Annotated in this window: 18 protein-coding genes and 1 tRNA gene; 12 read left to right on the top strand and 7 right to left on the bottom strand. The window is 64.9% G+C overall.

Annotated features, from left to right (window positions below; genetic code table 11):
- Positions 1-102 precede the first annotated feature (102 nt).
- Positions 103-903 (top strand): kinase, encoded by an 801-nt coding sequence (locus ASG37_RS07710; protein WP_055757841.1) that lies wholly within the window; start codon positions 103-105, stop codon positions 901-903.
- A 74-nt stretch (positions 904-977) separates the two neighbouring features.
- Here the strand turns inward: ASG37_RS07710 and ASG37_RS07705 are convergent, their stop codons facing one another.
- Positions 978-2,996 (bottom strand): right-handed parallel beta-helix repeat-containing protein, encoded by a 2,019-nt coding sequence (locus tag ASG37_RS07705; protein WP_200909717.1) that lies wholly within the window; start codon positions 2,994-2,996, stop codon positions 978-980.
- A gap of 101 nt (positions 2,997-3,097) precedes the next feature.
- On the opposite strand from ASG37_RS07705, the gene ASG37_RS07700 reads away from it, so the two are divergent.
- Positions 3,098-4,729 (top strand): glycoside hydrolase family 28 protein, encoded by a 1,632-nt coding sequence (locus tag ASG37_RS07700; RefSeq protein WP_055757837.1) that lies wholly within the window; start codon positions 3,098-3,100, stop codon positions 4,727-4,729.
- A gap of 44 nt (positions 4,730-4,773) precedes the next feature.
- Here the strand turns inward: ASG37_RS07700 and ASG37_RS07695 are convergent, their stop codons facing one another.
- The 3 genes from ASG37_RS07695 to ASG37_RS07685 all read right to left on the bottom strand — a co-directional run bounded on the left by ASG37_RS07695 (position 4,774) and on the right by ASG37_RS07685 (position 10,027).
- Positions 4,774-7,524 carry a TonB-dependent receptor gene (locus ASG37_RS07695; RefSeq protein ID WP_082448092.1) on the bottom strand — a complete coding sequence of 917 codons (2,751 nt, stop codon included), beginning with the start codon at positions 7,522-7,524 and terminating at the stop codon, positions 4,774-4,776.
- An 80-nt stretch (positions 7,525-7,604) separates the two neighbouring features.
- Positions 7,605-8,876: an MFS transporter gene (locus ASG37_RS07690; protein WP_055757834.1), complete on the bottom strand. Its 1,272-nt coding sequence runs from the start codon at positions 8,874-8,876 to the stop codon at positions 7,605-7,607.
- Positions 8,873-10,027, bottom strand: coding sequence for a mandelate racemase/muconate lactonizing enzyme family protein (locus tag ASG37_RS07685; protein WP_055757832.1), 1,155 nt, complete (start codon positions 10,025-10,027; stop codon positions 8,873-8,875). The genes ASG37_RS07690 and ASG37_RS07685 overlap by 4 nt, the downstream gene beginning before the upstream one ends.
- Positions 10,028-10,177: 150 nt before the next feature.
- On the opposite strand from ASG37_RS07685, the gene ASG37_RS07680 reads away from it, so the two are divergent.
- Genes ASG37_RS07680 through ASG37_RS07660 form a run of 5 tightly spaced genes read left to right on the top strand, consistent with a single transcriptional unit; the run spans position 10,178 to position 13,912 of the window.
- Positions 10,178-10,918 (top strand): FadR/GntR family transcriptional regulator, encoded by a 741-nt coding sequence (locus ASG37_RS07680; protein WP_055757829.1) that lies wholly within the window; start codon positions 10,178-10,180, stop codon positions 10,916-10,918.
- A 16-nt stretch (positions 10,919-10,934) separates the two neighbouring features.
- Positions 10,935-11,762 (top strand): amidohydrolase family protein, encoded by an 828-nt coding sequence (locus ASG37_RS07675; RefSeq protein WP_055757825.1) that lies wholly within the window; start codon positions 10,935-10,937, stop codon positions 11,760-11,762.
- Positions 11,763-11,806: 44 nt separating this feature from the next.
- Complete coding sequence (locus ASG37_RS07670; RefSeq protein WP_055757823.1) at positions 11,807-12,814, top strand: aldo/keto reductase; 1,008 nt, start codon at positions 11,807-11,809, stop codon at positions 12,812-12,814.
- 16 nt (positions 12,815-12,830) lie between these two features.
- Positions 12,831-13,559, top strand: a complete 729-nt coding sequence (locus ASG37_RS07665) for an SDR family oxidoreductase (RefSeq protein ID WP_055757820.1) — start codon at positions 12,831-12,833, stop codon at positions 13,557-13,559.
- Positions 13,556-13,912 (top strand): L-rhamnose mutarotase, encoded by a 357-nt coding sequence (locus ASG37_RS07660; protein ID WP_055757817.1) that lies wholly within the window; start codon positions 13,556-13,558, stop codon positions 13,910-13,912. The genes ASG37_RS07665 and ASG37_RS07660 overlap by 4 nt, the downstream gene beginning before the upstream one ends.
- 29 nt (positions 13,913-13,941) lie before the next feature.
- On the opposite strand, the gene ASG37_RS07655 is transcribed toward ASG37_RS07660, so the two are convergent.
- The gene (locus ASG37_RS07655) at positions 13,942-16,572 is read right to left on the bottom strand and encodes a glycoside hydrolase family 2 TIM barrel-domain containing protein (RefSeq protein WP_055757814.1); all 2,631 of its coding nucleotides are present in this window, start codon (positions 16,570-16,572) and stop codon (positions 13,942-13,944) included.
- A 119-nt stretch (positions 16,573-16,691) separates the two neighbouring features.
- Between ASG37_RS07655 and ASG37_RS07650 the strand changes: the two genes are divergently transcribed.
- Both ASG37_RS07650 and ASG37_RS07645 read left to right on the top strand, forming a co-directional pair.
- Complete coding sequence (locus ASG37_RS07650) at positions 16,692-17,561, top strand: fumarylacetoacetate hydrolase family protein (protein ID WP_055757812.1); 870 nt, start codon at positions 16,692-16,694, stop codon at positions 17,559-17,561.
- 22 nt (positions 17,562-17,583) lie between these two features.
- Positions 17,584-18,963: a glycoside hydrolase family 28 protein gene (locus ASG37_RS07645; RefSeq protein ID WP_082448090.1), complete on the top strand. Its 1,380-nt coding sequence runs from the start codon at positions 17,584-17,586 to the stop codon at positions 18,961-18,963.
- An 80-nt stretch (positions 18,964-19,043) separates the two neighbouring features.
- Here the strand turns inward: ASG37_RS07645 and ASG37_RS17310 are convergent, their stop codons facing one another.
- Positions 19,044-19,211 (bottom strand): hypothetical protein, encoded by a 168-nt coding sequence (locus tag ASG37_RS17310; protein WP_235525144.1) that lies wholly within the window; start codon positions 19,209-19,211, stop codon positions 19,044-19,046.
- Between the two features lie 193 nt (positions 19,212-19,404).
- Here ASG37_RS17310 and ASG37_RS17305 point away from each other — a divergent pair, with 193 nt between their 5' ends.
- Both ASG37_RS17305 and ASG37_RS17300 read left to right on the top strand, forming a co-directional pair.
- Positions 19,405-20,466 carry a ParA family protein gene (locus ASG37_RS17305; protein WP_200909716.1) on the top strand — a complete coding sequence of 354 codons (1,062 nt, stop codon included), beginning with the start codon at positions 19,405-19,407 and terminating at the stop codon, positions 20,464-20,466.
- Between the two features lie 2 nt (positions 20,467-20,468).
- Positions 20,469-21,359: an SIR2 family protein gene (locus tag ASG37_RS17300; protein WP_082448086.1), complete on the top strand. Its 891-nt coding sequence runs from the start codon at positions 20,469-20,471 to the stop codon at positions 21,357-21,359.
- 327 nt (positions 21,360-21,686) lie between these two features.
- Here the strand turns inward: ASG37_RS17300 and ASG37_RS07635 are convergent.
- Positions 21,687-21,779, bottom strand: a tRNA-Ser gene (locus tag ASG37_RS07635).
- Between the two features lie 168 nt (positions 21,780-21,947).
- On the opposite strand from ASG37_RS07635, the gene ASG37_RS07630 reads away from it, so the two are divergent.
- Entirely contained in the window at positions 21,948-22,661 is a 714-nt protein-coding gene (locus tag ASG37_RS07630; RefSeq protein ID WP_055757802.1) for a DUF1134 domain-containing protein, read from the top strand.
- Positions 22,662-22,752: the final 91 nt, after the last annotated feature.

Raw genomic sequence — 22,752 nt, 5'->3', positions numbered from 1 at the left:
CGTCCACCCAATCAGGATACGCTGTGGGTGGATGGGCGGGGGAGCGGGCCGGCACCGCCTCGAAATTCGCTCTACCGCGAATTTTCAAATAGGCTCCACGCGATGACCGGATCACTCGAACGGCTGGAAGCCAGGGTTCGCGACTGGCGCGCGCGAGAGCCGCTGGTCCTCGGCCTGTGCGGTGCGCAGGGATCGGGCAAGTCGACGCTGGCCGCCGCGCTGGCCGGGCGGCTGGCGGCGGACGGCTGGCGCGTCGCCATCCTGTCGCTCGACGACCTGTATCTGGGCGGAGAAGCACGCGCCGCGCTCGCCCGCACCATCCATCCGCTGCTGCGCACGCGCGGCGTGCCGCTGACGCATGACGTGGCGCACGGCATCGCGGTGATCGACGCGATCCGCGCCGGACACAGCGTGCCCCTGCCCCGGTTCAACAAGGCGCGCGACGAACCCGAACCGGTGGAATGCTGGCCGATAGCACCAGCGAAGCTCGACCTGCTGATCTTCGAGGGATGGTGCGTCGGCGCGCGACCGCAAGGGTCGGCCGCGCTGGCCGAACCGGTCAACACGCTGGAGCGCGACGAGGATGCGCAGGGTCGCTGGCGTCGCGCGGTCGATGCGGCGCTGGCGCACGATTATGCCGCGTTGTTCGCGCGGATCGACCGGCTGGTGCTGCTCGCCGCGCCGGGGTTCGAGATCGTGGCGGACTGGCGCGCCGAACAGGAGGAAACACTGCGCCGCCGGCTGATCGCGCAAGGCCGCCCCACGGATGGGCTGATGGACCGCGCGGGCGTCGCGCGGTTCGTCGCACACTACGAACGGCTCACGCGCTGGATCCTGCACGAGATGCCGGCGCGGGCCGACCTTGTCCTGCCGCTCGACCGGCAACGTGGATTGTCGGGGTAAAAAACGGCCGCCGGGCCGGTCGGGCACGCAGCGGCCGAGGAGGAAACCGGGGGGAACCGGTTACGTCGGAACGATCAGCGCCGCACCCCGGCACGCGCGATCACCGCCTGCGCTTCGGCCGGCCAGTCGCTGTCGGGCACGAGGATGTTGTCGCGCGCGACATTGCCGATCTCGCTCAGCCAGCGGCCGCCGGTCGTGCTGGAAGTATGCCAGTTGCCGGTCGCGAGATTGTCGGTCGAGATGCGCCGCCGGAACATCTTGCCGGCGGTGTTGATGTTCAACCATTTGCCGCGCGTCTCGACGACGTTGCCGGTCACGGCGAAATGCTTGCTGCCTTCGTCGAGATAGATGGCGATCTTGCCGGCGATGTCGAAGATGTGGTTGCCGCGCACGATCGCGTTCGGGTTGGCCGACAGATTGTAGATCGCGCCGCCATCCATGAACCATGTCTTCACACCATGGATGCGGTTGTTCTCGACCAGCGTGTCGCGCAGCGTCGTCGGCGTCGCATAGCGGACGTTGTGGACATAGCCCTTCTGGTTCTCGTCGTAGTTCGGGTTGCCGCCGACGTCGTTATAGCCCCAGCCCCAGCCGACCGCGATGCCGTCGTACGGCGCGTCGCTGACGTCGTTGTGGGCGATGCACGCGCCGCTGACATAGGTCGTCAGGATCGCGGCATTGTCCTTGTAATCCTTGCTGACCGAGGCGACGACATTGTCCTCGATCACCAGATCGCGGTTGATGAGCGCGGGGTCGCCGGGATGATGCGCGTCGACGCGCACCCCGCCGGCCATGATCGCGCTGCCCGACACGACCGCGAAATGGTTGCGCGCCACCCGGATACGCGCGGTGGCAAGGCCCGTGCCGCTCAGGTTCGCGGTGGCATCGTTGCCAATGCCCAGCGCGACCTGGCCGATCTGGGTGAAGCGATTGCCCTCGAACGTCACGTCTCGCGCGGCGGCGACCTGGACGGCGGCGGGCATCTGGTGCCATTTCTGCCGCATCGATTCGAATTCGACGCAGCCCCAGCCGCAGCTCTGCCACGCATCCTTCGGCCGGATCGGCGACAGGTCGGACAGGAACGCCCCGCTCTGCTGATTGGCATAGCCGGTGGCGCGCGACGGCCCCATCCAGCTCGTGTACGAAAAGCGCAGGCCCCTGAACCCCAGCCGTTCGACCGGCGCGGCGGGCGTACCGGCGATCGACACCAGCGCTTCGAGCCGGGGCAGCACGACCTTCAACCGGGCGATGTCATCGTCCTGCGCGATCCGCAGGTACAGCTTGCCCGCCTGCGGATCGAGAAACCATTGATAGGGCTTGGCATGCCAGTCGTTGGCCTTGCCGATGAATTCCAGCGCGTTGACGAGGAACAGGCGCGAATCCGCCGGAAAGATCGGCTGGGTGATCGTGTCATAGCCCCAGCTATTATTGTCCCACGCCGGCTGTTGCATCGTCACGCGACGCCCGGCGATCGACTGCACCGGCGAATAGCGGTCGGTGAAGAAGCCGGTCGCCTCCACCTCCATCCGGTCGGGCCGCTTCACGGCGGCGACATAGGCCAGATCGGGGCTGACGATGTCGAATCCGGTCGCCGAGAACGCCACGTCGCGCGCCTTGATCTCGATCCACGGCCGCTCGGCGAGCTGATCGTCGACCCATAGCTGGCGCGCATCCAGCCCCTTGGGCACATCGGCGACCCAGATGCGGCGCTCGGCATCGTGCAGGCGAAACCCGCGCACCGCCATGCCGCCCGACAGCACCGGCCGCGCGCCGTCCGCCGCACGCCATTCGACGCGGTGCCCCGCCCGCCCGCCATCGGCGGCGGTGAAGCGCAGCGGCTGGTCAAGCAGATAGGTCCCGTCGGCGAGCACGACCGTCACGTCGCCACCGGCGCTGGCGGCGCGGACCAGCGCCTGCGCGCGGTCGAGCGACCGCACCGGGCGGGTCGCGCTGCCGCTCGCGCGGTCGTTGCCGTCGGGCGCGACATGGATCACCGCCTGCGCCAGCGCGCTGGCGCTCGCCAGCAGGCCCGTGAGCGCCAGCGTGACGCATGCCGCCGTACGGCGGCGCGGTCGGGGGGCACCAGCGTTCATTGTTCCTGCTCCTGAAAGGCGGCGTTGCTTCCCACCTCTATACATATGATGTCTTATGTTTAGACAGGTTGCAAGACTGTGTTTTACCCGGAGAAGTCTCAGTGATCCCATCGCCCGTCACCGTCGACCGCCGGTTCGTCCTGTCCGCCGCCTGTGCGACGCTGCTGGCCGCCGGCCTTGCCGATCAGGCGCAGGCGGTTGCCGCCGGCGTGGTGGAGGATGTCCGCCGCCACGGCGCGCGCGGCAACGGCACCACGATCGACAGCCCGGCGATCAACCGCGCGATCGCCGCCGCCGCGCGGCGCGGCGGCGGGACCGTCGTGGTGCCCGCCGGGCGCTATCTGTGCTTCACGCTGCGGCTGTGCGACAATATCGCGCTGGTCCTGTCGGCGGGCGCGACGATCGTCGCCGCCGATCCCGCCGTTCACGGCGCGCACTACGACCCGCCCGAAAATTATCTGGAGGAACAGTTTCAGGATTTCGGCATCACCCATGTCCACAACAGCCTGATCCGGGGCGACGGGCTGAACAACGTCGCGATCCTCGGCCCCGGCATGATTTACGGACCGGGACTGGACCGGGAAGGCCCCGGCGACCGCTGGCACGGCCGCGCCGGGTTCCGCTCGGCCGCCGCCCTCGGCGTATCGCCGCGCGACGTGGCGCTACGCGATCCGGCGGAACGCCACGCGGTCGGCCGCGCGAACAAGGCGATCGGCCTGATGCGCTGCCACGGCGTCCGCCTCGACGGGTTCACCATCCTTCAGGGCGGGCATTTCGCGGTCATCGCGCACGGCTGCACCAATATGCAGATCACCGGGCTGGTGATCGATACCGACCGCGACGGCATCGACATCGATGCCTGCCGCGACGTGCGCATCCTGAACTGCACGGTGAATGCACCCAAGGATGATGCGATCGTCCTCAAGAGCAGTTACGCGCTGGGCCGCGCGGTGCCGTGCGAGGATATTCTGATCTCGGGCTGCAAGACCAGCGGCCATGCGATGGGGTCGCTGCTCGACGGCAGCTATCGCCGCTCGGATTATCGATCGCCCGATGGCCTCGGCGTGCTGGGGCGGATCAAGCTGGGCACCGAGAGCAACGGCGGCTTTCGCGGCGTGCGGATCAGCGACTGTATCTGCACCAACAGCCGGGGAATATTGATGGGCATCGTCGATGGCGGAACGCTGGAGGATGTGACGGTATCGGGCATCGTCCTGCGCGATCCGGTCAACCACCCGCTGTTCGTCCATCACGCGGCGCGGATGCGGGGCCCGCGCGGCACCCCGGTCGGTCGCGTCCGCCGCATCCGGTTCGAGGATATCAGCGTATCGGGTGCGGACCCGCGCTTCGCCTGCGGCGTCGAGGGGATCGCCGACGCCCCGGTCGAGGACGTGACGTTTCGCGGGCTGGACATCGCCACCCGCGGCGGCGGCACCGCCGACGACGCCCGGCGAACCCCGCCCTATCGTCGCGAAACCAGCCTTGAGGTCAGCTATCTCGGCACCCTGCCCGCCGCCGGCCTCTATGCCCGCCATGCCCGGCGGCTGACGATCCGCGAGATCACGCTGCGCACCGACCTGCCCGACCAGCGCCCGGTGATCGCGCTGCGTCAGGTGGCAGGGGCGAATATCGACGGCGTCGCCTCGCCGATGCGACGCGATGCCGTGGTCAACGCCCTCGACAGCCGGAACGTCGCGCTGGGCGACAGCATGACGTTCGACGATCGATCCTGAGCAACCCATCCCCGTCCCGGCACCGGCCGGGACGGGGATACGGATCAGAAGCGCACCCGCACACCCGCCGAGACGCGGCGGCCGGTCTGGCGATATTCCTTCGTGCGGTTCTCGCTCACCGAATAGATGAATTCCTTGGCGCTGTTCAGGTTGATCGCATCGGCGAACACCGTGAAGTGCGATCCGACGTCATAGGACAGGCTGAGGTCGAGCTGGCCATAGGCATCGAAATACTCCGGCTCGCCGTTGCGGCCCGAGGCGACCTGCAGGAAATTGTCGCGATAGGTATAGGCCGCCCGCGCGGAAATGCCGTATTTCTCGTAGAAGCCGACGAGGCTGTACGAATATTTGGACAGCCCCTCCAGCCCGAACGATACGTTGGCGACGGTGTTGGTATAGTTCGCGTCGGACTCGGTATAGTTGAAGCTCGTCTGCACGCCCAGTCCGTCGAACGGTGCCGGCAGCCAGTTGTCGAACGACTGGCGATAGCCGACCTCGAACCCCTTGACCTTGGCGCCGTTGCCATTGCCCGGCACCGTCACCTGGAACGATACCTGGTCGACCACCTGCGCCGTCGTCACCAGCGTCACGAATGATTCGATGTCCTTGTAGAACACGGCGGCGTTCAGCAGCGAATTGGGGGCGAAATACCATTCCGCGCCCAGTTCGGCCTGCTTGGCGCGGAACGGTTGCAGGTCGGGGTTGCCGCGACGGATCGTCTCGTTGCCCGGGTTCGTCTGGATCGTCTGGCGCGGCGACAGGTCGGACAGCGTCGGGCGGGTGATGACCTTGGACGCCGCGAAGCGCAGCAGCAGCCGTTCGGTCAGCGACAGGCGGGCGTTGATCGACGGCAGCCAGTCGTCATACTTGCCGCGGAAGCCGACCGGGACGACCGGCGACACGGTGATGATGTTCTGTCCTGCGCCGTTGGGCCGCGCGCTCAGCACGGTGCGCGACGCGCCGGTCGAGGTATAATCGGTATTCTCGTAGCGCAGCCCGACGTTGATCGCGAGCGGCATGTCGCCGATCCGCGTGTCGAGCGCCCCCATGACATAGCCGATGCGCACCTTCTCATCGACCACCGACGATGCGGCGGGGGAGAAAACCGCCGGGTTGAACGTGCGGCCATCCTCGGCGGCGAACCGGTCGATCGTCTGCACCAGCTCGCGCGGGTTGTAGATCAGCCAGTCGCGGATGATGTCGCCGCCCTCGCCCTTGAAGAAATTGCGGTTCGTCGGCTGGAACAGCGATTGCGGCAGCATGCGGTTGGAGTCGCAATAGGCGCATTGTTCGGCGAACGAGGTTTCGTCGGCGGTGATCGTCTTGATCCGGCTCTGCGCCAGTGCGCCGACCGACAGCGTGAACGGCCCGTTACCCGGCTTCCAGTCGACGTCGGCGCGATATTCCTCGATCTCGTCGTCGATGTCGGACCCGCCGCCCCAGATATAGTAATGCGCGGTGATCCCCTGCGGATTGGTCGCGGCATTGGCATAGGTCGGGCTGCTGAACGCATATTGATAGATCGGGCTGCCACCCCGCCGGTCGAACGACAGGTTGACGTTCTTGCGCCGGATGGTGGTGAACAGATTGTTCTCCTTGCCCCGGCGGCGCGCGTCGGACAGCGATCCGTCGAGCCGGACGCGCAGGGCGTCGGTCGGCTTCCAGTCGACGTTGATGCCGAACTGGTCGGTGGTCACGTCGCGGTCGTCATACTGGATGATCTGGTCGACGAAGCCGCCGGTGTAGCGCTGGAACACCGCCTCGCCGCCTTCGACCACCTGTTCGGCAAGGATGCCACCGGCGAAGTCATAGGCGAGGCCGGTCTGCTGCTCGACGAAGCGCGCCTTGGAATACAGGCCGTCGATCGTGACGGTGAACTTGTCGCTCGGCCGCATCTGCACCGATGCGTTGACGCCCCAGCGGGTCAGTTCGCGTTCGAAGAAGAACGGCGACAGGTTCGAGGGCATCGACACCCGCGAGAAGGGCGCGACACCCGCGCCGATCCGGCCACCGCGCACCCCCGCCAGATTATAATAGGAATCGGTGCTGGAGCGGCGGACATGGCCCGCGCCGATCGTGAATTCGTCGATCCGGTTTTCCTGCTTGGAATAGACGCCGGCCAGCGCCACGCCGAAGGTGCCGGCATCGTTCTTCCAACTGCCGACCGCCGACACTTCGGGATTATAGGTGTCGGCCAGTTCCGAATACATGCCGCCGGCCGATCCGGCGAACTTGAAGCCGCGCTTGCCGTCCAGCGGGCGCAGCGTGCGCACGTCGACCGTCGCGCCGATCGACGCGCCGTTGATGTTGGCCTGCGGCGATTTGTAGACGTCGGCGCCCGAGATGATCTCGGACGGCAGCACGTCGAACGAGAATTCGCGGCCGTTGTTGTCGGTGGCAAGCGTGCGGCCGTTGACGGTGACGGCGTTGAACTTCGGCCCGAAGCCGCGGACGGTGACAAACCGCCCTTCACCGCGATTGCGCTCGATCGTGACGCCGCTGACGCGCTGGAGCGATTCGGCGACGTTGTTATCGGGCAGCTTGCCCAGGTCTTCGGCGACGATCGAATCGACCACGCCCACCGAATTGCGCTTGATGTCGATGGCGGCACGCTCGGCGGCGCGGATGCCGGTGACGACGATGTCCTCGGGCTGGCTGGTTTCGCCATCACCGGCGGGGCTGGCGACGGGCACCGGATCGACGGTCTGCGCAGCGGCGGTGCCACCCAGAACGAGCGCGCTGAGCGCCGGAGCCGCCAACAGGCAGGTACGCAAACGACGGGCCGATAACGCCATGATAACCCTCTCCCTTTTTTCTTTGCCCGCTTTGACCACGAAATAGCATCAGTGTCAAATGATGATAATACGTATTACCTTTAGCGGACCGACTTGATGGGGAGGACGCACAATGCCGATCCGAACACGAACAGGATCGCGGCGATGAAGATGGTGCGGTAATCGCCGCCGGTCAGCCCGAGCAGCGTAGCGGCCATCACCGGGCTGATGATCTGCGGAATGTTGACGGCGGTGGTCAGCACGCCGAGGTCGCGCCCCTCGTCGCCCAGCGCGCTTTGCGGCAGCACCTGTGTCATCAGCGCGATGTCGATCGACATGAACATGCCGTAGCCGACCCCGATGACGGCGGCGTAGATCCACATGCCGGTCATCGACGGCAAGGCGAGCGGCGCGACCATCGCGCAGCCCATGATGAGGCTGCCGAGGATCACGAACGGCTTGCGCCGCTGCATCCGGTCCGACAGCCACCCCGACAGCAGCGACGACGCGACCAGACAGACCAGCGTGACGATCGCCATGTTGGCGATGGCGATGTTCGATTCACCATCGCCCAGCCGGATATAGTCGCGCAGGATATAGAGCAGATAGGCCGCGACCCCCTGATACCCCATGTAGATCGTGAACCGGCTGAGAAACGCCCAGGCAAAGTCGGGGTGTTTGGCCGGGCTGATCCAGAAGCCGCGCAGGAATTCGCCCCAGCGGATCGGGCGGTGCGGCGCGCGCGCGCTTGACGGTTCGCGATTGAGCAGGACGAACGCCAGCCCGGATACCGCCACGGCGGCGGCGAACAGGCCGTACGCCAGCACCGCCTGCCCCGCGAGATAGCCCGCGACGACCGTGCCGGCGGTCAGTCCCGCCGTCATCCCTGCGCCAACGATGCCTGACACATTGCCGCGCCCTTCGGGAGCGAAGCGGTCGGCGATCAGCGTCGTCATCGCCGGCTGCATCGCATTATAGGCGACGGCGGCCATCACCCACAGCACGATCAGCGACCAGAAGCTGGTCATCAGCGACACGCCGAACAGCGCCAGCGATCCGAACAGCGATCCGATCGCGATCCACGGCGCGCGCCGGCCCCAGCGGCTGCGCGTCCGGTCGGACAGTGCGCCCGCGATCGGCGTCGCCAGCGTCGAGAAGATCGAGGTGACGGCGAACAGCAGCGCGAGGTTGTTCGCCTTGTTCCCTGCGTCCAGTTCCGCGATCTGGTTGGGCAGCAGGACGCCGAGGACGCCGCTGTACAGCGCCATCAACAGGAAGAAATTGACCATCAGCGAAAGCTGCAACCGGCGCCGCGCGCCGCCGGTGACATAGGCAGATGGCGGCGGGGCCGACGGCGCGACCGGCAAGGTCAACGAACCATCTCCGTATCGGGGACCAGCCGCAGTCCGGCCTCGCGCGGGCGGCGGTGCGGGCCGCCGTTGGCGCTCCAGCTCCCGTCGGCCCGGTCGCGCGCAATCCGTGCCTCGTCGACGACGATGCCGAGGCCGGGCCGGTCGCCCAGCACGATGCCGCCGTCGGCGATGTCCTGATCGATGTCGAGGCCGGCGGGCCATTGCAGGTCCTGCACCTCGATCCCGATCATGTTCGGCACCGCCGCCGCCGCATGGGCGATTGGGTTGCCATCATAGCCGACCGGCGACACCGGCAGGTCGCGGACATGCGCGGCGATGGCGACGCGCTGGAAATGGGTGATCCCCCACACGCTACCCGCCTGCACCACATCGACCGCGCGCGCATCGAGCAGCGGCGCGAACTGTTCCAGCCCGGTCAGATTCTCGCCGGTCGCCACCGCGCAGCGCGCCGCGCGCGACACCGCGGCCAGCCCGTGCGTATCCCAGCGGCGCACCGGTTCCTCGATCCACGTCAGGTCGATGCCGGCCGCCTCGATCTCGGCCAGATGGCGGACCGCCTGCTTGCAGTTCCAGCTTTCGTTGACGTCGAGCATCAGCGCGGGCGCGACGCTGTTGCCGGCCATGATCGTGCGGACGTGCTTCAACCGGCGAATATCGCGCGCGAGGTTGCGGCCGCCCTTGATCTTGGCGGCACTGAACCCGCGTTCGGCGAAGCGCGCGTACAGCGCGGCGAACCCGTCGTCGTCCAGCCCATAGCACAGCCCCGAGGCGTAGCCGCGCACGAACCGGTCGGCAGCACCCAAGGTGCGCCACAGCGCCTCGTCCGCCATCTTCGCCTTCAGGTCCCACAACGCCATGTCGATCGCGGCGACCGCGCCATAGGTCAGCCCGGCATGGCCGCTCTTGAACACGTGCGAGAGCATGCTGTCGTACAGCGCGGGCGCGGCGCGCGGGTCCTGCCCCTCCACTGCGCCGAACACGCGGGCGATGTCGGCATGCTGGCCCAGCCCCACCCCCTCCAGCCCGCCATCGGTTTCGAGGATCAGGATCGGCACGTCGGTGACGCCGGATGCGACCACGCCGTTCACATCGCCGACCGGGCGTCCCCAATCATGCGAAGTGACAAGGCTGCGATAGCCGGTTACTTTCATCCACGCCCTCCCCCAAGCCGACAGACCGACCTGTGGCAGACAAACATATTACGTATTATCTTTGAGCTTGGCAAGGCGTTGACGAAGCCGTGCCGGCCGGGCCACCTGTGCCATCCTGTCCACTCCATTGTGCAACGAGACGCGACACCCATGACCGACATCCTGCCTGCGGAATCGCTGCGTATCCGCCGTCGCCCCCGTCTTGCCGAAGCGGTGGTCGAGGATCTGGTGAAGGCGATCGTGACCGAAACCTATCCGGCCGGCACCGCGCTGCCGCCCGAGGGCATGCTGGGCGAGATGTACGGCGTCAGCCGCACGGTGATCCGCGAAGCGACAATGGCGCTGACCGAAAAGGGGCTGGTGGTATCGCAACAGGGTCGCGGCACGATCGTCCGCGATTCCGGCGCATGGGGGATGCTCGACCCGATGATCCTCGGCGCACTGTTCCAGCGGGAGGACGGACTGGCCTATCTCGACAATCTGTCGGAGATCCGCTCGCTGCTCGAAGGAGCGATGGCCGCCAAGGCCGCCGCACGCCGCACGCCCGAGGCGATCGAGGAACTGACCGGACAGATGGCCAAGCTGGAACGGCTGATCCCGCACCCGGCCGCCTATGTCCACGAGGACGTGGCGTTCCACGACATCGTGATGCGGATTTCGGGCGACAAGCTGAGCAAGGCGGTGATCGACGGCGTCCAGGCCGAGGCGCTGCGCAACCATGGCTACAGCGGCAAGCTGAACGTCGAGCATGTCCGCGAAACCCATGCCGCGCACGAGGCGATCTATGACGCGATCGTGCGCGGCGATGCCGAGGGGGCGTCGCGGGCGATGCGCGATCATATCGAAACGTCGTGGGCCCGCCGCCGTGCCGCGCGCAAGCCGCGCCGTTGAAATTGAAGGGGTCGTAATGCGCATCTTCGACTCGCACGTGCATTTCTGGCGGATCGGCGGTCCGGGGCAAAGCTGGCCCGATGCCGGTTGGCCGGCTCTGTACCGCGATTTCCTGCCCCCCGATCTGCATGCCGAGGCGACCGGGCTGGAACTGACCGGCTGCGTGCTGGTCCAGTCGCAGCCGGACGATCGCGATACCGACTGGATGCTGAGCCTCGACGATCGGTCGATCCGGGGCATCGTCGGCTGGGTCGACCTGTCGGCGGAGGATGCGCCGGAGCGGATCGCCACCCTCGCCCGCGATCCCCGGCTGCGCGGAGTGCGGCCGATGTTGCAGGGGATCGCCGATTCCGAATGGATGTTGCGCGCGGACCTTTCCCCCGCGATCGAGGCGATGATCGCGCACGGCCTGCGCTTCGACGCGCTGGTCGAGCCGCGCCATCTGCCTGTGCTTCACCGGTTCGTGACCCGCTGGCCCGCGCTGTCGATCGTCATCGACCATGGCGCGAAGCCATATGCGGCGCGGGGCGAACTCGATCCGTGGCGCGCCGACATCGCCGCGCTTTCGACGTTGCCGAACCTGTGGTGCAAGCTGTCGGGTCTGCGCACCGAACAGGCGGCGGGACAGCCTCACGCCGCGCTGCGTCCCTATGTGTCACATCTGGTGGCGTGTTTCGGCGACCGGCTGATGTGGGGCAGCGACTGGCCGGTGCTGCGCCATGCCGGCGACCGCTATACCGACTGGATCGCCGCGACGATCGACCTGATCGGCCCGACCACGCCCGACCGGATCGCAAGACTGTTCGAGGGAGCCGCACGCGAGTTTTACGCCATTGACGTATGACGTATGATGTTCTTTAGCGGACGGAACGTCGGTTGGAGCGCATCATGGTCGATTTCGGTACGATGGGGCCCTTGGGGTTCGGCGCGGCGTCGATCGGCAATCTGTATCGCGCGGTCGCCGATGGTGATGCGGATGCGACGCTGCGCACCGCATGGGATGCCGGGCTGCGCTACATCGACACCGCGCCGCATTACGGCTTCGGCCTGAGCGAGAAGCGCGTCGGCGATGCGTTGGCCGACCTCGACCCGCAAGCGCGGGCGATCGTCTCGACCAAGGTCGGACGGCGGCTCGATCCGGTGGCGCCGGGCACCGACCTGTCGGTGGCGCGTCAGGCGTTCGTGACGCCCGAACCGTTCGAAAGCGTGTTCGACTACAGCTATGACGCGGTGATGCGATCCTATGATGACAGCCGGATACGGCTGCGGCGCGACCGGATCGACATCCTCTATGTCCATGATCTGGGTGCGATGGCGCATGGCAGCGATCACCCCCGCCGCTTCGCCGAGTTCATGGAGGGCGGATACCGCGCGCTGCGCGAACTGCGCGACGGTGGCGCGGTGGGCGCGATCGGGCTGGGCGTCAACGAAACGCGGGTGTGCGAGGAGGTGCTGGCGGTCGGCGAGATCGACGTGGTGCTGCTCGCCGGGCGCTACACCCTGCTCGAACAGGACGCGCTCGAAACCTTCCTGCCATTGTGCGAGGCGCGCGACGTAAAGGTGGTGCTGGGCGGTCCGTATAATTCCGGCATTCTCGCCAAGGGCGTGCGCCACGGCGGCGAGGTCCATTACGATTACCAGCCCGCCCCACCTGAGATCATCGCGCGTGTCGGCGCGATCGAGGATCTGTGCGTGGCGCATGGCGTGCCGCTGGCCGCCGCCGCGCTGCAACTGCCGCTGGCGCACGCTCAGGTCGTGTCGGTCATCCCCGGCATGGCCAGCCCGCAGCAGGTGACGCAGGCCGCCGCGCTGATCGACATCGCGATCCCGCCCGCGCTGTGGCGCGACCTGAAGGACCATGGCCTGATCCGGGCCGACACCCCCGTTCCTCTGTAACGAAAGACCCCATCCGATGCGCCTTGCAGGCAAGACCGCCGTCATCACCGCCGCCGCCCAGGGCATCGGCCGCGCCGCCGCCGAACTGTTCGCCGCCGAAGGCGCGCGGGTGATCGCCGCCGACATCAACGCCGACGCGCTCGCCACGCTGACGGGGTGCGAGACGGTGACACTCGACCTGCGCGACGCGGCGGCGATCGCCGCGTTCGGCGAACGGGTGGGCGCGGTCGACATCCTGTTCAACTGCGCGGGGTTCGTCCATGCCGGCACGATCCTGACGACCGACGAGGCGGATTTCGACGTCTCGTTCGATCTGAACGTCCGCTCGGCCTATCGCATGATCCGCGCCTTCCTGCCGGCGATGATCGCGCAAGGGAGCGGATCGATCGTCAACATGGCGTCGGTGGCGGGATCGATCATCGCGGTGCCCAACCGCTTCGTCTATGGCGCGTCGAAGGCGGCGGTGATCGGCCTCACCAAATCGGTCGCGCAGGATTTCGTCGGACAGGGCATCCGCTGCAACGCGATCTGCCCCGGCACGGTGCAGTCGCCGTCGCTCGACGAGCGGCTGGCCGCCACCGGCGACGCCGACAAGGCGCGCGCCGAGTTCGTCGCGCGGCAACCGATGGGCCGCATCGGCGCCGCGCGCGAGATCGCCGAACTGGCGCTGTATCTCGCCAGCGACGCATCGTCCTATACCACCGGCACCGCGCAGGTGATCGACGGCGGCTGGACCAACGCATGACGACGCGTATCTGCCTCGCGCTCGACCTTGTCGATGATGCCGCGCTGATCGCCGAATATGAACACTGGCACCGGGTCGGCAACACCGACCCGGCGGTGACGCGGTCGATCCGTGCTGCCGGAATCGCCGACATGCAGATCTGGCGCGCGGGCAACCGGCTGTTCATGATGATCGAGGCGGACGAACGCTACGACCCGGCGGCAAAGGCTGCCGCCGATGCCGCCAATCCGGCGGTCGTCGCCTGGGTCGCAAAGATGCTGCGCTTTCAGCAGCCGATCCCGGCGGCCGGCCCCGATGGTACGTGGTTTCCGATGGACCGCATCTTCGCGCTGGGCGACCATCCGGCGAACTGACGGGGAGGAGCAGCGGCCCCTCCCCGGCCCTACCGCGCGACGACGTCGATCGCCGAGACGATCGCCTCACCCACCACCCCGGTGAACTCCAGCGACAATCGTCCGCCGACCGATCTGGCCGGCAGCACCACCGTCGTCGCCCGCAGCCCGCCCTCGGCACGGGCCGCCACGTCGATCCGCTCGATCGCACCGCCGCCGGCCTTGACCGTGAACACGCGCTTGCCCGGTGCCGTCTCGACCGGATCGAACAGGTGCAGCGTCACGTGGTAGCGTCCGTCGGGCAGCGGCAGCGCGTAGCGGAACGCCTTGCCCGCGCGCCAACTGGCGTACAGTCGGGGTTCGGCCGCGCCGGCGACGACCTTCGCCGGCTTGCGGGTCTGATCGGCGGCATAGAGTTCGCGCTGATAGGGGTTGAGCGTGTGGCCCAGCCCGCCAGCGAAGAAATCGTCCGATCCGTAGCGGGTGCCATCGGCCAGCGTCACCCCCTCCAGCGTGCCGGTACGGACGTGGATCGCGCGCGCGGGGCCGCCGTAGCGCAGCGTCATGGCGTCGCGCTGTCCCCCCGCCGTCGCGACCACCGCATTCTCGCCTGGCGACAGCCGCACGTCCGGCCACCGGCACACGCTGTCACCGCACGTCGCGCTGCCGATCGAGCGGCCGTTGACGGTGAGATCGGCGCGCGCGGCGTTGGAATAGGCGCGGATCTCGACCACCGGATAGGCGCGGTCGACATAGCGCCGCCCCGCCAGATACAGCACCGGGGCCTTGCTCCATGCCGCCTTGTAGAACCAATAGGCGTCCTTCCTCACCGCCCGATCGAACGTCACCAGCCCCTTGGTGTTGATGTCGGTGCTGTCGCCTTCCTCGCGCAGATCGCTGGTCGCGTCGAACATCTGCCAGACCCAGGTGCCCCACAGGAAGTCGAGCGGTTTCAGTCCTTTCCACGACAGTTCGTGGACGACCGCCTGCACCTCCTCGGCCTGCGGGCGGTAGATGCTTTCGATCCTGCCGCCATCGACATTGTCGGTGTGCTGGGTGATCGCGCCGCCCGCGCCATATTCGCCGACGCCGACCGGCAGCGTCGGATTCTCGCGGTGATAGCCGCGCATCACCTCGCCCAGCCGCGTGGCATCCGCCACCTGGCCCGACCCATACCAGCCATAATAGAGATTATAGGCGACCGTATCGGCGGTTCCGGCGGTACGATCGCGCCCGTCGTCGGCTTCGCCGGGCAACACCTCGCAACAGGCGGCGATAGTGGTCGGCCGCGACGGGTCCTCACGCTTGGCCACCGCGTCCAGCGCGCGCATCAACGGTCGCGCATTCGACGGGGTCAGGCCCTTCGACGCCCAGTTGGTGATCTCGTTGCCGATCGACCAGACCCCGACCGAGGGATGATTATAGTTCTGCCGGATCAGCTCGACCATCTGCGCCTCGGCGCTGGCCTTCATCGCCGGGGGCGTATCGGCCACGCCGGGGACCGAGGCGAGGTTCACCAGCCCCAGTTCGGCCCACAGCACCATGCCGTTGCGATCCGCCAGTTCGTAGAACGGCGTGGCATGGTTGTAATGCGCCAGCCGCACCGAATTGGCCCCCAGTTCCTCGATCAGCGCCATGTCCTGCGCATGGTCGGCGGTACTCAGGGCCCAGCCCTTCTCCTGCCGGTCCTGATGCCGGTTGACGCCGCGCAGCCGCAGCGGCGTGCCGTTCAGCAGGAACCCCCGGTTCGGATCGACCGCAACGGTTCGTAGCCCCAGCGGCTGTTCGACCCGGTCGGCCACGCCCCGCCCGGCGAGTTCGACGACCATCCGGTAGAGATAGGGGTCGGCGATGCCGTTCCAGCGGCGCGGGTTCGCGACGGTCAGCGTCATGCGCTGCTCGCTATCCGCGCCGCGCGTCAGCCGCACCCGTCGTTCGTCGCGGGCCACCGTTCGCCCGGCGGCATCGACGATGCTGGTCCGCAGCGTCACCGCGCCCGACCGGCCGTCGTTGCGCAGGCGCGTGCGCACCGCCACCCGCGCCGCGCCATCGTCGAGCGTCACGACGCTGCCATAGACGCCCGGCCCGCCATGATCGAGCAGATCGACATGCACCGGATCGGTCACGATCAGCGACACCGGGCGATACAGCCCGCCATACATGAAGAAATCGCCCGAGATGGGCACGATGAACTCGGTCGTGCTGTCACGCTCCGGCTTGGAATTGTCGACCTTCACCGCGAGCATGTTCTCGCCTGGGCGCAGCGCGTCGGTCGCATCGACGCGGAAGCGGCTGAACGCGCCTTCATGCCGCCCCAGCTTGCGGCCGTTGAGCCAGACATCGGCGATGATGCTGGCGGCATCGAACTGAAGATAGACGCGCTTGCCCGTCGTTCCGGCTGGGGGCGTGAAACGCAGGCGATACCAGCCGATGCCGCGCGTGGTGTTCGCATCGGCGCGGCGGGTGAGCGCATAATTGCCGACGCGGTTCCACGTATGCGGCACTGCCACCCGCTCCCAGCCCGCATCGTCGTGATCGCGCGCGGTCGCATCGCCCGGCACGTCGCCTAGATGGAACCGCCAGCCGTCACTCAGCGACGTCTCGGTCCGCGCGAACGCCGCGGCGGGCAGCCCCGCCATCAGCAGCAGCATCGCGACCATCAACCACCGCCCCGGCATCATCTTCTCCAGTCCTGCACGTCATTTGACGTATGACGTATTATGACTTAATTGCCTAAAGCTATCGAGTTGGCAAGTAAACGGCCGATGGTTGCCGGATCGCGAAAAAGGGGAACGTCCACGTGAAGCTGTGTCGCTATGGCAGCCCGAATGCCGAAAAACCCGGTATCGTCGATGCCGACGGCCGTATCCGCGACCTGTCGGGCGTGGTCGCCGACCTCGCCGGCGAGGTACTATCCCCCGCCTCGCTGGCACGGCTTGCCGCGATCGATCCGGCCACGCTGCCGCTGGCGACGGGCGATCTGCGCTACGGGCCACCCGTCGCGGGCACGCGCAAGTTCGTGGCGATCGGGCTGAACTATGCCGATCATGCCGCCGAATCGAACCTGCCGATCCCCGACGAACCCGTCGTGTTCAGCAAATGGGTGAACTGCATTCAGGGGCCGAACGACCCGGTCGTTATCCCGAAGGAATCGCAGAAGACCGACTGGGAAGTCGAACTGGGCGTCGTGATCGGCAGCCACGCCAGCCATGTGTCCGAAGCCGATGCGCTGGCCCATGTCGCGGGATATTGCGTCGTCAACGACGTGTCCGAACGGCATTGGCAGGTCGAACGCGGCCCGACGTGGGACAAGGGCAAGGGCTTTCCGACGTTCGGCCCGGTCGGGCCATGGCTGGTGACGCCGGACGAGGCGGGCGATCCGCAAGGCCTGTCGATGTGGCTGTCGGTCAACGACCGGCCGATGCAGAACGGGTCGAGCGCGACGATGATCTTCACCGTGGCGCAGATCATCGCCTATCTCTCGCAGTTCATGACGCTGGAACCCGGCGACATCATCACCACCGGCACGCCCCCCGGCGTCGGCCTCGGCCAGAAGCCCGACCCCTGGTATCTGAAGCCCGGCGACGTGGTGACGCTGGGCATCGAACGGCTGGGCGAGCAGCGACAGGATTTCGTCGCGTGGCAGGCCCCTGCCCCCCGCCTTCCCTGACAGTCCGCCTGGAGACGCCGCCATGCCCGCACGCCGTAGCCTGTTGCGAACCTTGGCGGGTGCCGTACCGCTCGTCGCCTTGCCGGGAAACGCGCTGGGACGGCACCGCCGGACGGTCGACATCCGCGATCACGGCGCGGTCGGCGATGGCCGGACGCTGAACACCGCCGCGATCCAGCGCGCGATCGATGCCTGCGCGCAGGGCGGCGGCGGCATGATCGCGATACCGGCGGGCGTGTTCGTCAGCGGATCGATCCTCCTGCGCCCCGGCGTGGGCATGGAACTGCGGCGCGGCGCGGTGCTGAAGGGGTCGGCGTCGCTGGCCGATTATCCGCTGGTACTGCGCCGCTTCGCCGAAGCCTGGCCCGAACCGCTGCGCCTCGCGCTGGTCAACGCGACGGGCAACCACGGCCTGCGCATCCTCGGCCCCGGCACGCTCGACGGACAGGGCGACCCGTTCTGGCGGAGCTTCTTTACCATGCCCGACGAATATGTCGGCAAGGCCAAGGTGCAATATCACTTGCCCCAGCTCTGCTCGATCGAGGATTGCGACGACGTGCTGGTCAGCGGCGTGACCTTTCGCGATCCCGCCTTCTGGAACCTCCACCTCTATCGCTGCCGCCGGGCGGTGGTCGAGGATTGCGGGTTCGAGGTGCCGCATGTGATCCGCGCGCCGAGCAGCGACGGCGTCGACATCGATAGCTGTCAGGACGTGATCGTTCGCCGCTGCCGCTTCTCGGTCGACGATGATTGCATCGCGCTGAAAGGAACGCAGGGCGCCGGTGCCGCCGCCCATGCCGAAGCGCCGCCGGTCGAACGCATCCATATTCACGACTGCGTCTTCGAACATGGTCTGGGCTGCGTCACCTATGGCAGCAACGCGACGGTGGTGCGCGACGTGCGCGTCGAACGGATCACCAATGTCGGCGACATGCCGACGATCCGCTTCAAGGTCCGCCCCGACACGCCGGGGCAGGTATATGAGAAGCTGCGGGTGAAAGGCGTGCGACTGGCCGAGGCACCGACTTCGGTCAGCCGCTGGCACAATGGCGAGGTGTTCCATGGCACCGACATTCCCAATTTCAGCGTCAACGATCCCGCGATCGGCCTGATCGTCAACGCCCGCCTGACCCATGGGACGAAGGTCGCGCCCCGGCAGCCGGGTGCGATCATCCGCGACATCGTGATCGAGGACGTGCGCGGCACCACGCGCGGCTTCGGCACGATCTCGGGCAATCCGACGACCGCGATCAGCGACGTCCTGTTACGCGACATCGACGTCCGGCTGACCGACCCCGATCGATCCGCGCTGGTCGCACGCGATACGCGGAACGTTCGCATGGAGAACGTGCGGGTGAATGGCGAACCGGGCAGGACCGTGCGGGAGGACGACGGACGTTGATCGGGCGGGCTTTCTTCGGACCGAAGCTCGTCAGGCGGCAGTCGGCGCGTTTCAGGACCGCGCACCGCCCTTCGCCCCGATCACCGCGCCGTCCGTAACGTGATGCGGATCAGCTCGGACGGCACGCCGAGCCTAAGCGCGAAGCCCGGCCACAAGGGGGGGCCGTTGTTCACGTACAGGGTCATGCCGCCCACCGCATAGCGACCGGACACGAAGCCGTTGTTGGCCGGGGCGGAAAGATCGGCCACGGTCACAACGGCCAGTCGCGCCTCGTATCTTTACTGCAGGTGTATCGAAATATGCGATTCTATTATTTGTTATAGCTGGCGCAGGTCTGTCGGAAACGACCGTTTTCGTTAGTTCCGTAAGAATCTGGGTTGCTTGAGGCAATTGACGATTATCTATACGCTTTGCAGCAATTGATGGACTTGGGAGGTCGACGTGGCGGGTGGGCGTAAAAAAGGGCAAGCGGCAGCATTGCCAGCTATGTCAGATGCAGCGCTAGCTGACCTTGAAGTTATCAAAGGCAGGGGTGTCCACGCGGTTTGCTTCTTCAATAACAAGGGCGGGGTAGGAAAAACAACGCTTGTCGCAAATCTTGCTGCTCAACTTGCTATTGGTGCAAATAGTAAAGTTCTAGTCATTGATGCTGACCCACAGTGTAACTTAACTCAATATGTCTTGGACGATGAAGAATTTATAAAGGCTTACGAAACTGAAGAAACGGATAGTATATACAGTGTTATACATCCTCTTTCAATTGGTAAAGGGTATCAAGAAACCCTTCCAATAAGAAGCGTAGGTAACTTTGGGTTTGATATTGTAATAGGCGATCCGCGTCTTGCGCTTAAGGAAGACTTGTTGGCGCAAGATTGGCGAGACGCAAAGGCGGGCGGCACTCGTGGATTGAGGACCACTCTCCTATTTACCGATTTAATTGAGAGAGCAAAGGACTACGATTTTATCATTTTTGATATGGGCCCTTCGCTAGGCGCTATCAATCGCTCTATCTTATTGTCAGTTGATAGCTTTGTAATACCAATGTCTATCGATATTTTCTCTCTTTGGGCCATTCGTAATATAGGCTCGGCCCTGAAAGTTTGGCGTAAAGAGCTTGACGTAGGCATGCAGCTTGCCGAAGATCCAAAAGAAATAGAGTTCTACAAAAGGAAGAACCTTCGCTTGGTCGGCTATGTAACCCAACAACACAAGGAAAAAGTAACTGATGGCGCTGTTCGTGTTGTTGAAGCATACGAGGTTATACGTCGAAAATTGCCCGAAGAAGTATCTCATAATCTAAATCAATTTATAGCAAAGACCGAAATCGAACCTCACCTCGGAGATATTAAGCACCTTGGCAGCTTGGCTCCCAAATCCCAGACGCTGCATACGCCTATGACAATGGTTGCACTAAGCGGTAGCTATACTTCGCTAAGGAAACGTGCGCGCGAAATTTATGCAGATATTGGTGAGCGATTTCTTGCAAATTTAGCCAAATATTGAAGATGAAGGTTATGGTGACCTTCAACCGAGACCTTGTCGACGATTGCGCGCGACGAAAAGTTATTGTGTTTGTCGGGTCAGGCGTGTCCGCAGGTGTAAAAACCCGCAGCGGCCAACATATGCGCGATTGGGAAGGCTTTTTGCGTCATGCTGCGGGCCTAATTAATTCAACTATTGACAAAAAAATTGTGGAAGAGCTTCTCCTTTCCAAAGACTATATAATGGCATGTGAGATAATAAAATCTTCTCTAGACGAAAATTCATGGAATAATTTGGTCTATGAAGAATTTTCTAAAGTAGGATTAGTTTCCGATCTTCATAAATCGATTGCATCGCTAGATCAGCGCATAACACTTACTACAAATTTTGACAAACTTCTTGAAAGCACGTTTCAAGATGCATCGACTGGTACGCACTATCCGATAACTATTTCAAATTTATCAGAAGAAGTATTTCATATCCTTAGGGACGACAAAAAATATATTATCAAGATACACGGTACGGTTGATAGTCCAACATCGATGATATTTGCTAAGACAGATTACGCTAAAAAGGCGTTCTCAAATTGGGCGTATAGCGAGTTTATCGGCACTCTTCTAGTATCGTACACATTCTTATTTGTCGGGTTCTCCATGAACGACCCTGCCATATCACTTCTAGTGGAGCGTTATGCACAAAAATTTCCCAACGCACGCCCACACTATATTTTACAACCAAGTCCAATAAATTCTCGATTTCGAGATGTCTCTAAGAATCTTAGAAAACTCTACGTTATTGAATACGACCCCATCGACAATCACAAGAATTTAGCACTTACTATTGATGCGCTGGCAGAAGTTACTGTTGCTCGTCGAAGAGAGATACTTGCGGAAGAGCTTCGCGCAATGCGATAGAAATTTCGTCTTCGCTGGATGGTACTCATCGGCATTAGTTCGAAGCCGGTAGTTTAAAACGCCCTAACATTTGCAATTCCAGTCATCGGCTCTTCGTCTTTTTGTCGACTGCAAGCTTCGATGGCTTTGCGTGCCTTGTACGCTGCGTCGTCCTTGTCCGACTCATAGTCGGTCTGTACGTCGTAAAACGACCGAAGGTCAGGAAAGGCAGGGCATGATTCGGCCATACGAGGGCTTGCAATGCCAAACTGCACGTTGGCGGCTTTATTGGTTCTGAAACCAGCGGATCGAAAAAATCAATACAGCTCAATGCCTTAGGCAAAAAACTGGCGGAGACGGAGGGATTCGAACCCTCGGTAGGAGTAATCCCCCTACGGCGGTTTAGCAAACCGCTGGTTTCAGCCACTCACCCACGTCTCCCAAGGGGCTATGCCAAGCCTTGGAGTGCGGGCCTATAACGAGGGAATGCCCGGCGATCAACCACAACGTTGCTCGTAATTCGCACACCGCCGGCCGCGCGTTCATTGCGGGGCAAGGGCGAGGCGGCCTATCGTGCGGCATCGGGTTCCGCGTGGGGAGAATGGACAGATGCAACGGGTGATCGGGTGGCTGTTGCCGCTCATGGTGCTGGCGGCACCGGCGCAGGCGCAGGTGCGCACGGTCGACCCGAACGATGCGATCGACGGCGATCTCGCCCCCGCTCCCGTCCCGCCGACGCAACCGCGCGACGTGCCGCCCGCCTATACGCCCGAGCCGGTGCAGCAGGCCGAGCCGCCGACCACCACTCCGCCGAGCAGCACCGCGACCAGTGCTGCGGGCGACACGTTCGAACGCGACGACCTGATCGGCGCAGCCGAGGGTGTGTTCGGGCGCGGCGCCGAGGGGCTGGCCGGGATCATCGAGAATATCCTGAAGGATCAGGGCAAGCCCAACGCCTATATCGCCGGGCGCGAGGCGGCGGGCGCGTTCGTCGTCGGCCTGCGCTATGGCTCGGGCGTGATGAACCACAAGGTGGAGGGGCAGCGCACCGTCTACTGGACCGGGCCGTCGGTCGGCTTCGATGTCGGCGGCGATGCGACCAAGGTCTTCGTGCTGGTCTACAACCTGTACGACTCGCAGGAACTCTACCGCCGTTTCCCCGCCGCCGAGGGGCGTGCCTATTTCGTCGGCGGTTTTTCGGCCAGCTATCTGCGGCGCGGCGACATAGTGATGATCCCGGTGCGGCTGGGCGTCGGCTGGCGGCTGGGCGCGAACGTCGGGTATATGCGGTTCAGCGAGAAACAGCGGTGGCTGCCGTTCTAGGCGCAGCGCGGCAGGCCACTGCCTGACTCGACTCGCGCCAGCCCGGCCGGCGGGCGTAGCCCGGTCGACGACGCGGGCTTCGCCCGCGGCG

Origin of the sequence: Sphingomonas sp. Leaf407, assembly GCF_001425385.1 — a bacterium.
GTDB lineage: Bacteria > Pseudomonadota > Alphaproteobacteria > Sphingomonadales > Sphingomonadaceae > Sphingomonas.
The sequence above is the reverse complement of the archived record's forward strand: the minus strand, read 5'-3'. Positions and strand labels throughout refer to the sequence as shown.

Bases quoted from the DNA above. Each gene is read 5' to 3' on its own strand.
- ASG37_RS07670 (WP_055757823.1), top strand. From the start codon at position 11,807: ATGGTCGATTTCGGTACGATGGGGCCCTTGGGGTTCGGCGCGGCGTCG.
- ASG37_RS17300 (WP_082448086.1), top strand. From the start codon at position 20,469: ATGAAGGTTATGGTGACCTTCAACCGAGACCTTGTCGACGATTGCGCG.
- ASG37_RS07710 (WP_055757841.1), top strand. From the start codon at position 103: ATGACCGGATCACTCGAACGGCTGGAAGCCAGGGTTCGCGACTGGCGC.
- ASG37_RS07675 (WP_055757825.1), top strand. From the start codon at position 10,935: ATGCGCATCTTCGACTCGCACGTGCATTTCTGGCGGATCGGCGGTCCG.
- ASG37_RS07630 (WP_055757802.1), top strand. From the start codon at position 21,948: ATGCAACGGGTGATCGGGTGGCTGTTGCCGCTCATGGTGCTGGCGGCA.
- ASG37_RS07645 (WP_082448090.1), top strand. From the start codon at position 17,584: ATGCCCGCACGCCGTAGCCTGTTGCGAACCTTGGCGGGTGCCGTACCG.
- ASG37_RS07655 (WP_055757814.1), bottom strand. From the start codon at position 16,572: ATGATGCCGGGGCGGTGGTTGATGGTCGCGATGCTGCTGCTGATGGCG.
- ASG37_RS07665 (WP_055757820.1), top strand. From the start codon at position 12,831: ATGCGCCTTGCAGGCAAGACCGCCGTCATCACCGCCGCCGCCCAGGGC.
- ASG37_RS07660 (WP_055757817.1), top strand. From the start codon at position 13,556: ATGACGACGCGTATCTGCCTCGCGCTCGACCTTGTCGATGATGCCGCG.
- ASG37_RS07705 (WP_200909717.1), bottom strand. From the start codon at position 2,996: ATGAACGCTGGTGCCCCCCGACCGCGCCGCCGTACGGCGGCATGCGTC.
- ASG37_RS07680 (WP_055757829.1), top strand. From the start codon at position 10,178: ATGACCGACATCCTGCCTGCGGAATCGCTGCGTATCCGCCGTCGCCCC.
- ASG37_RS07685 (WP_055757832.1), bottom strand. From the start codon at position 10,027: ATGAAAGTAACCGGCTATCGCAGCCTTGTCACTTCGCATGATTGGGGA.
- ASG37_RS07695 (WP_082448092.1), bottom strand. From the start codon at position 7,524: ATGGCGTTATCGGCCCGTCGTTTGCGTACCTGCCTGTTGGCGGCTCCG.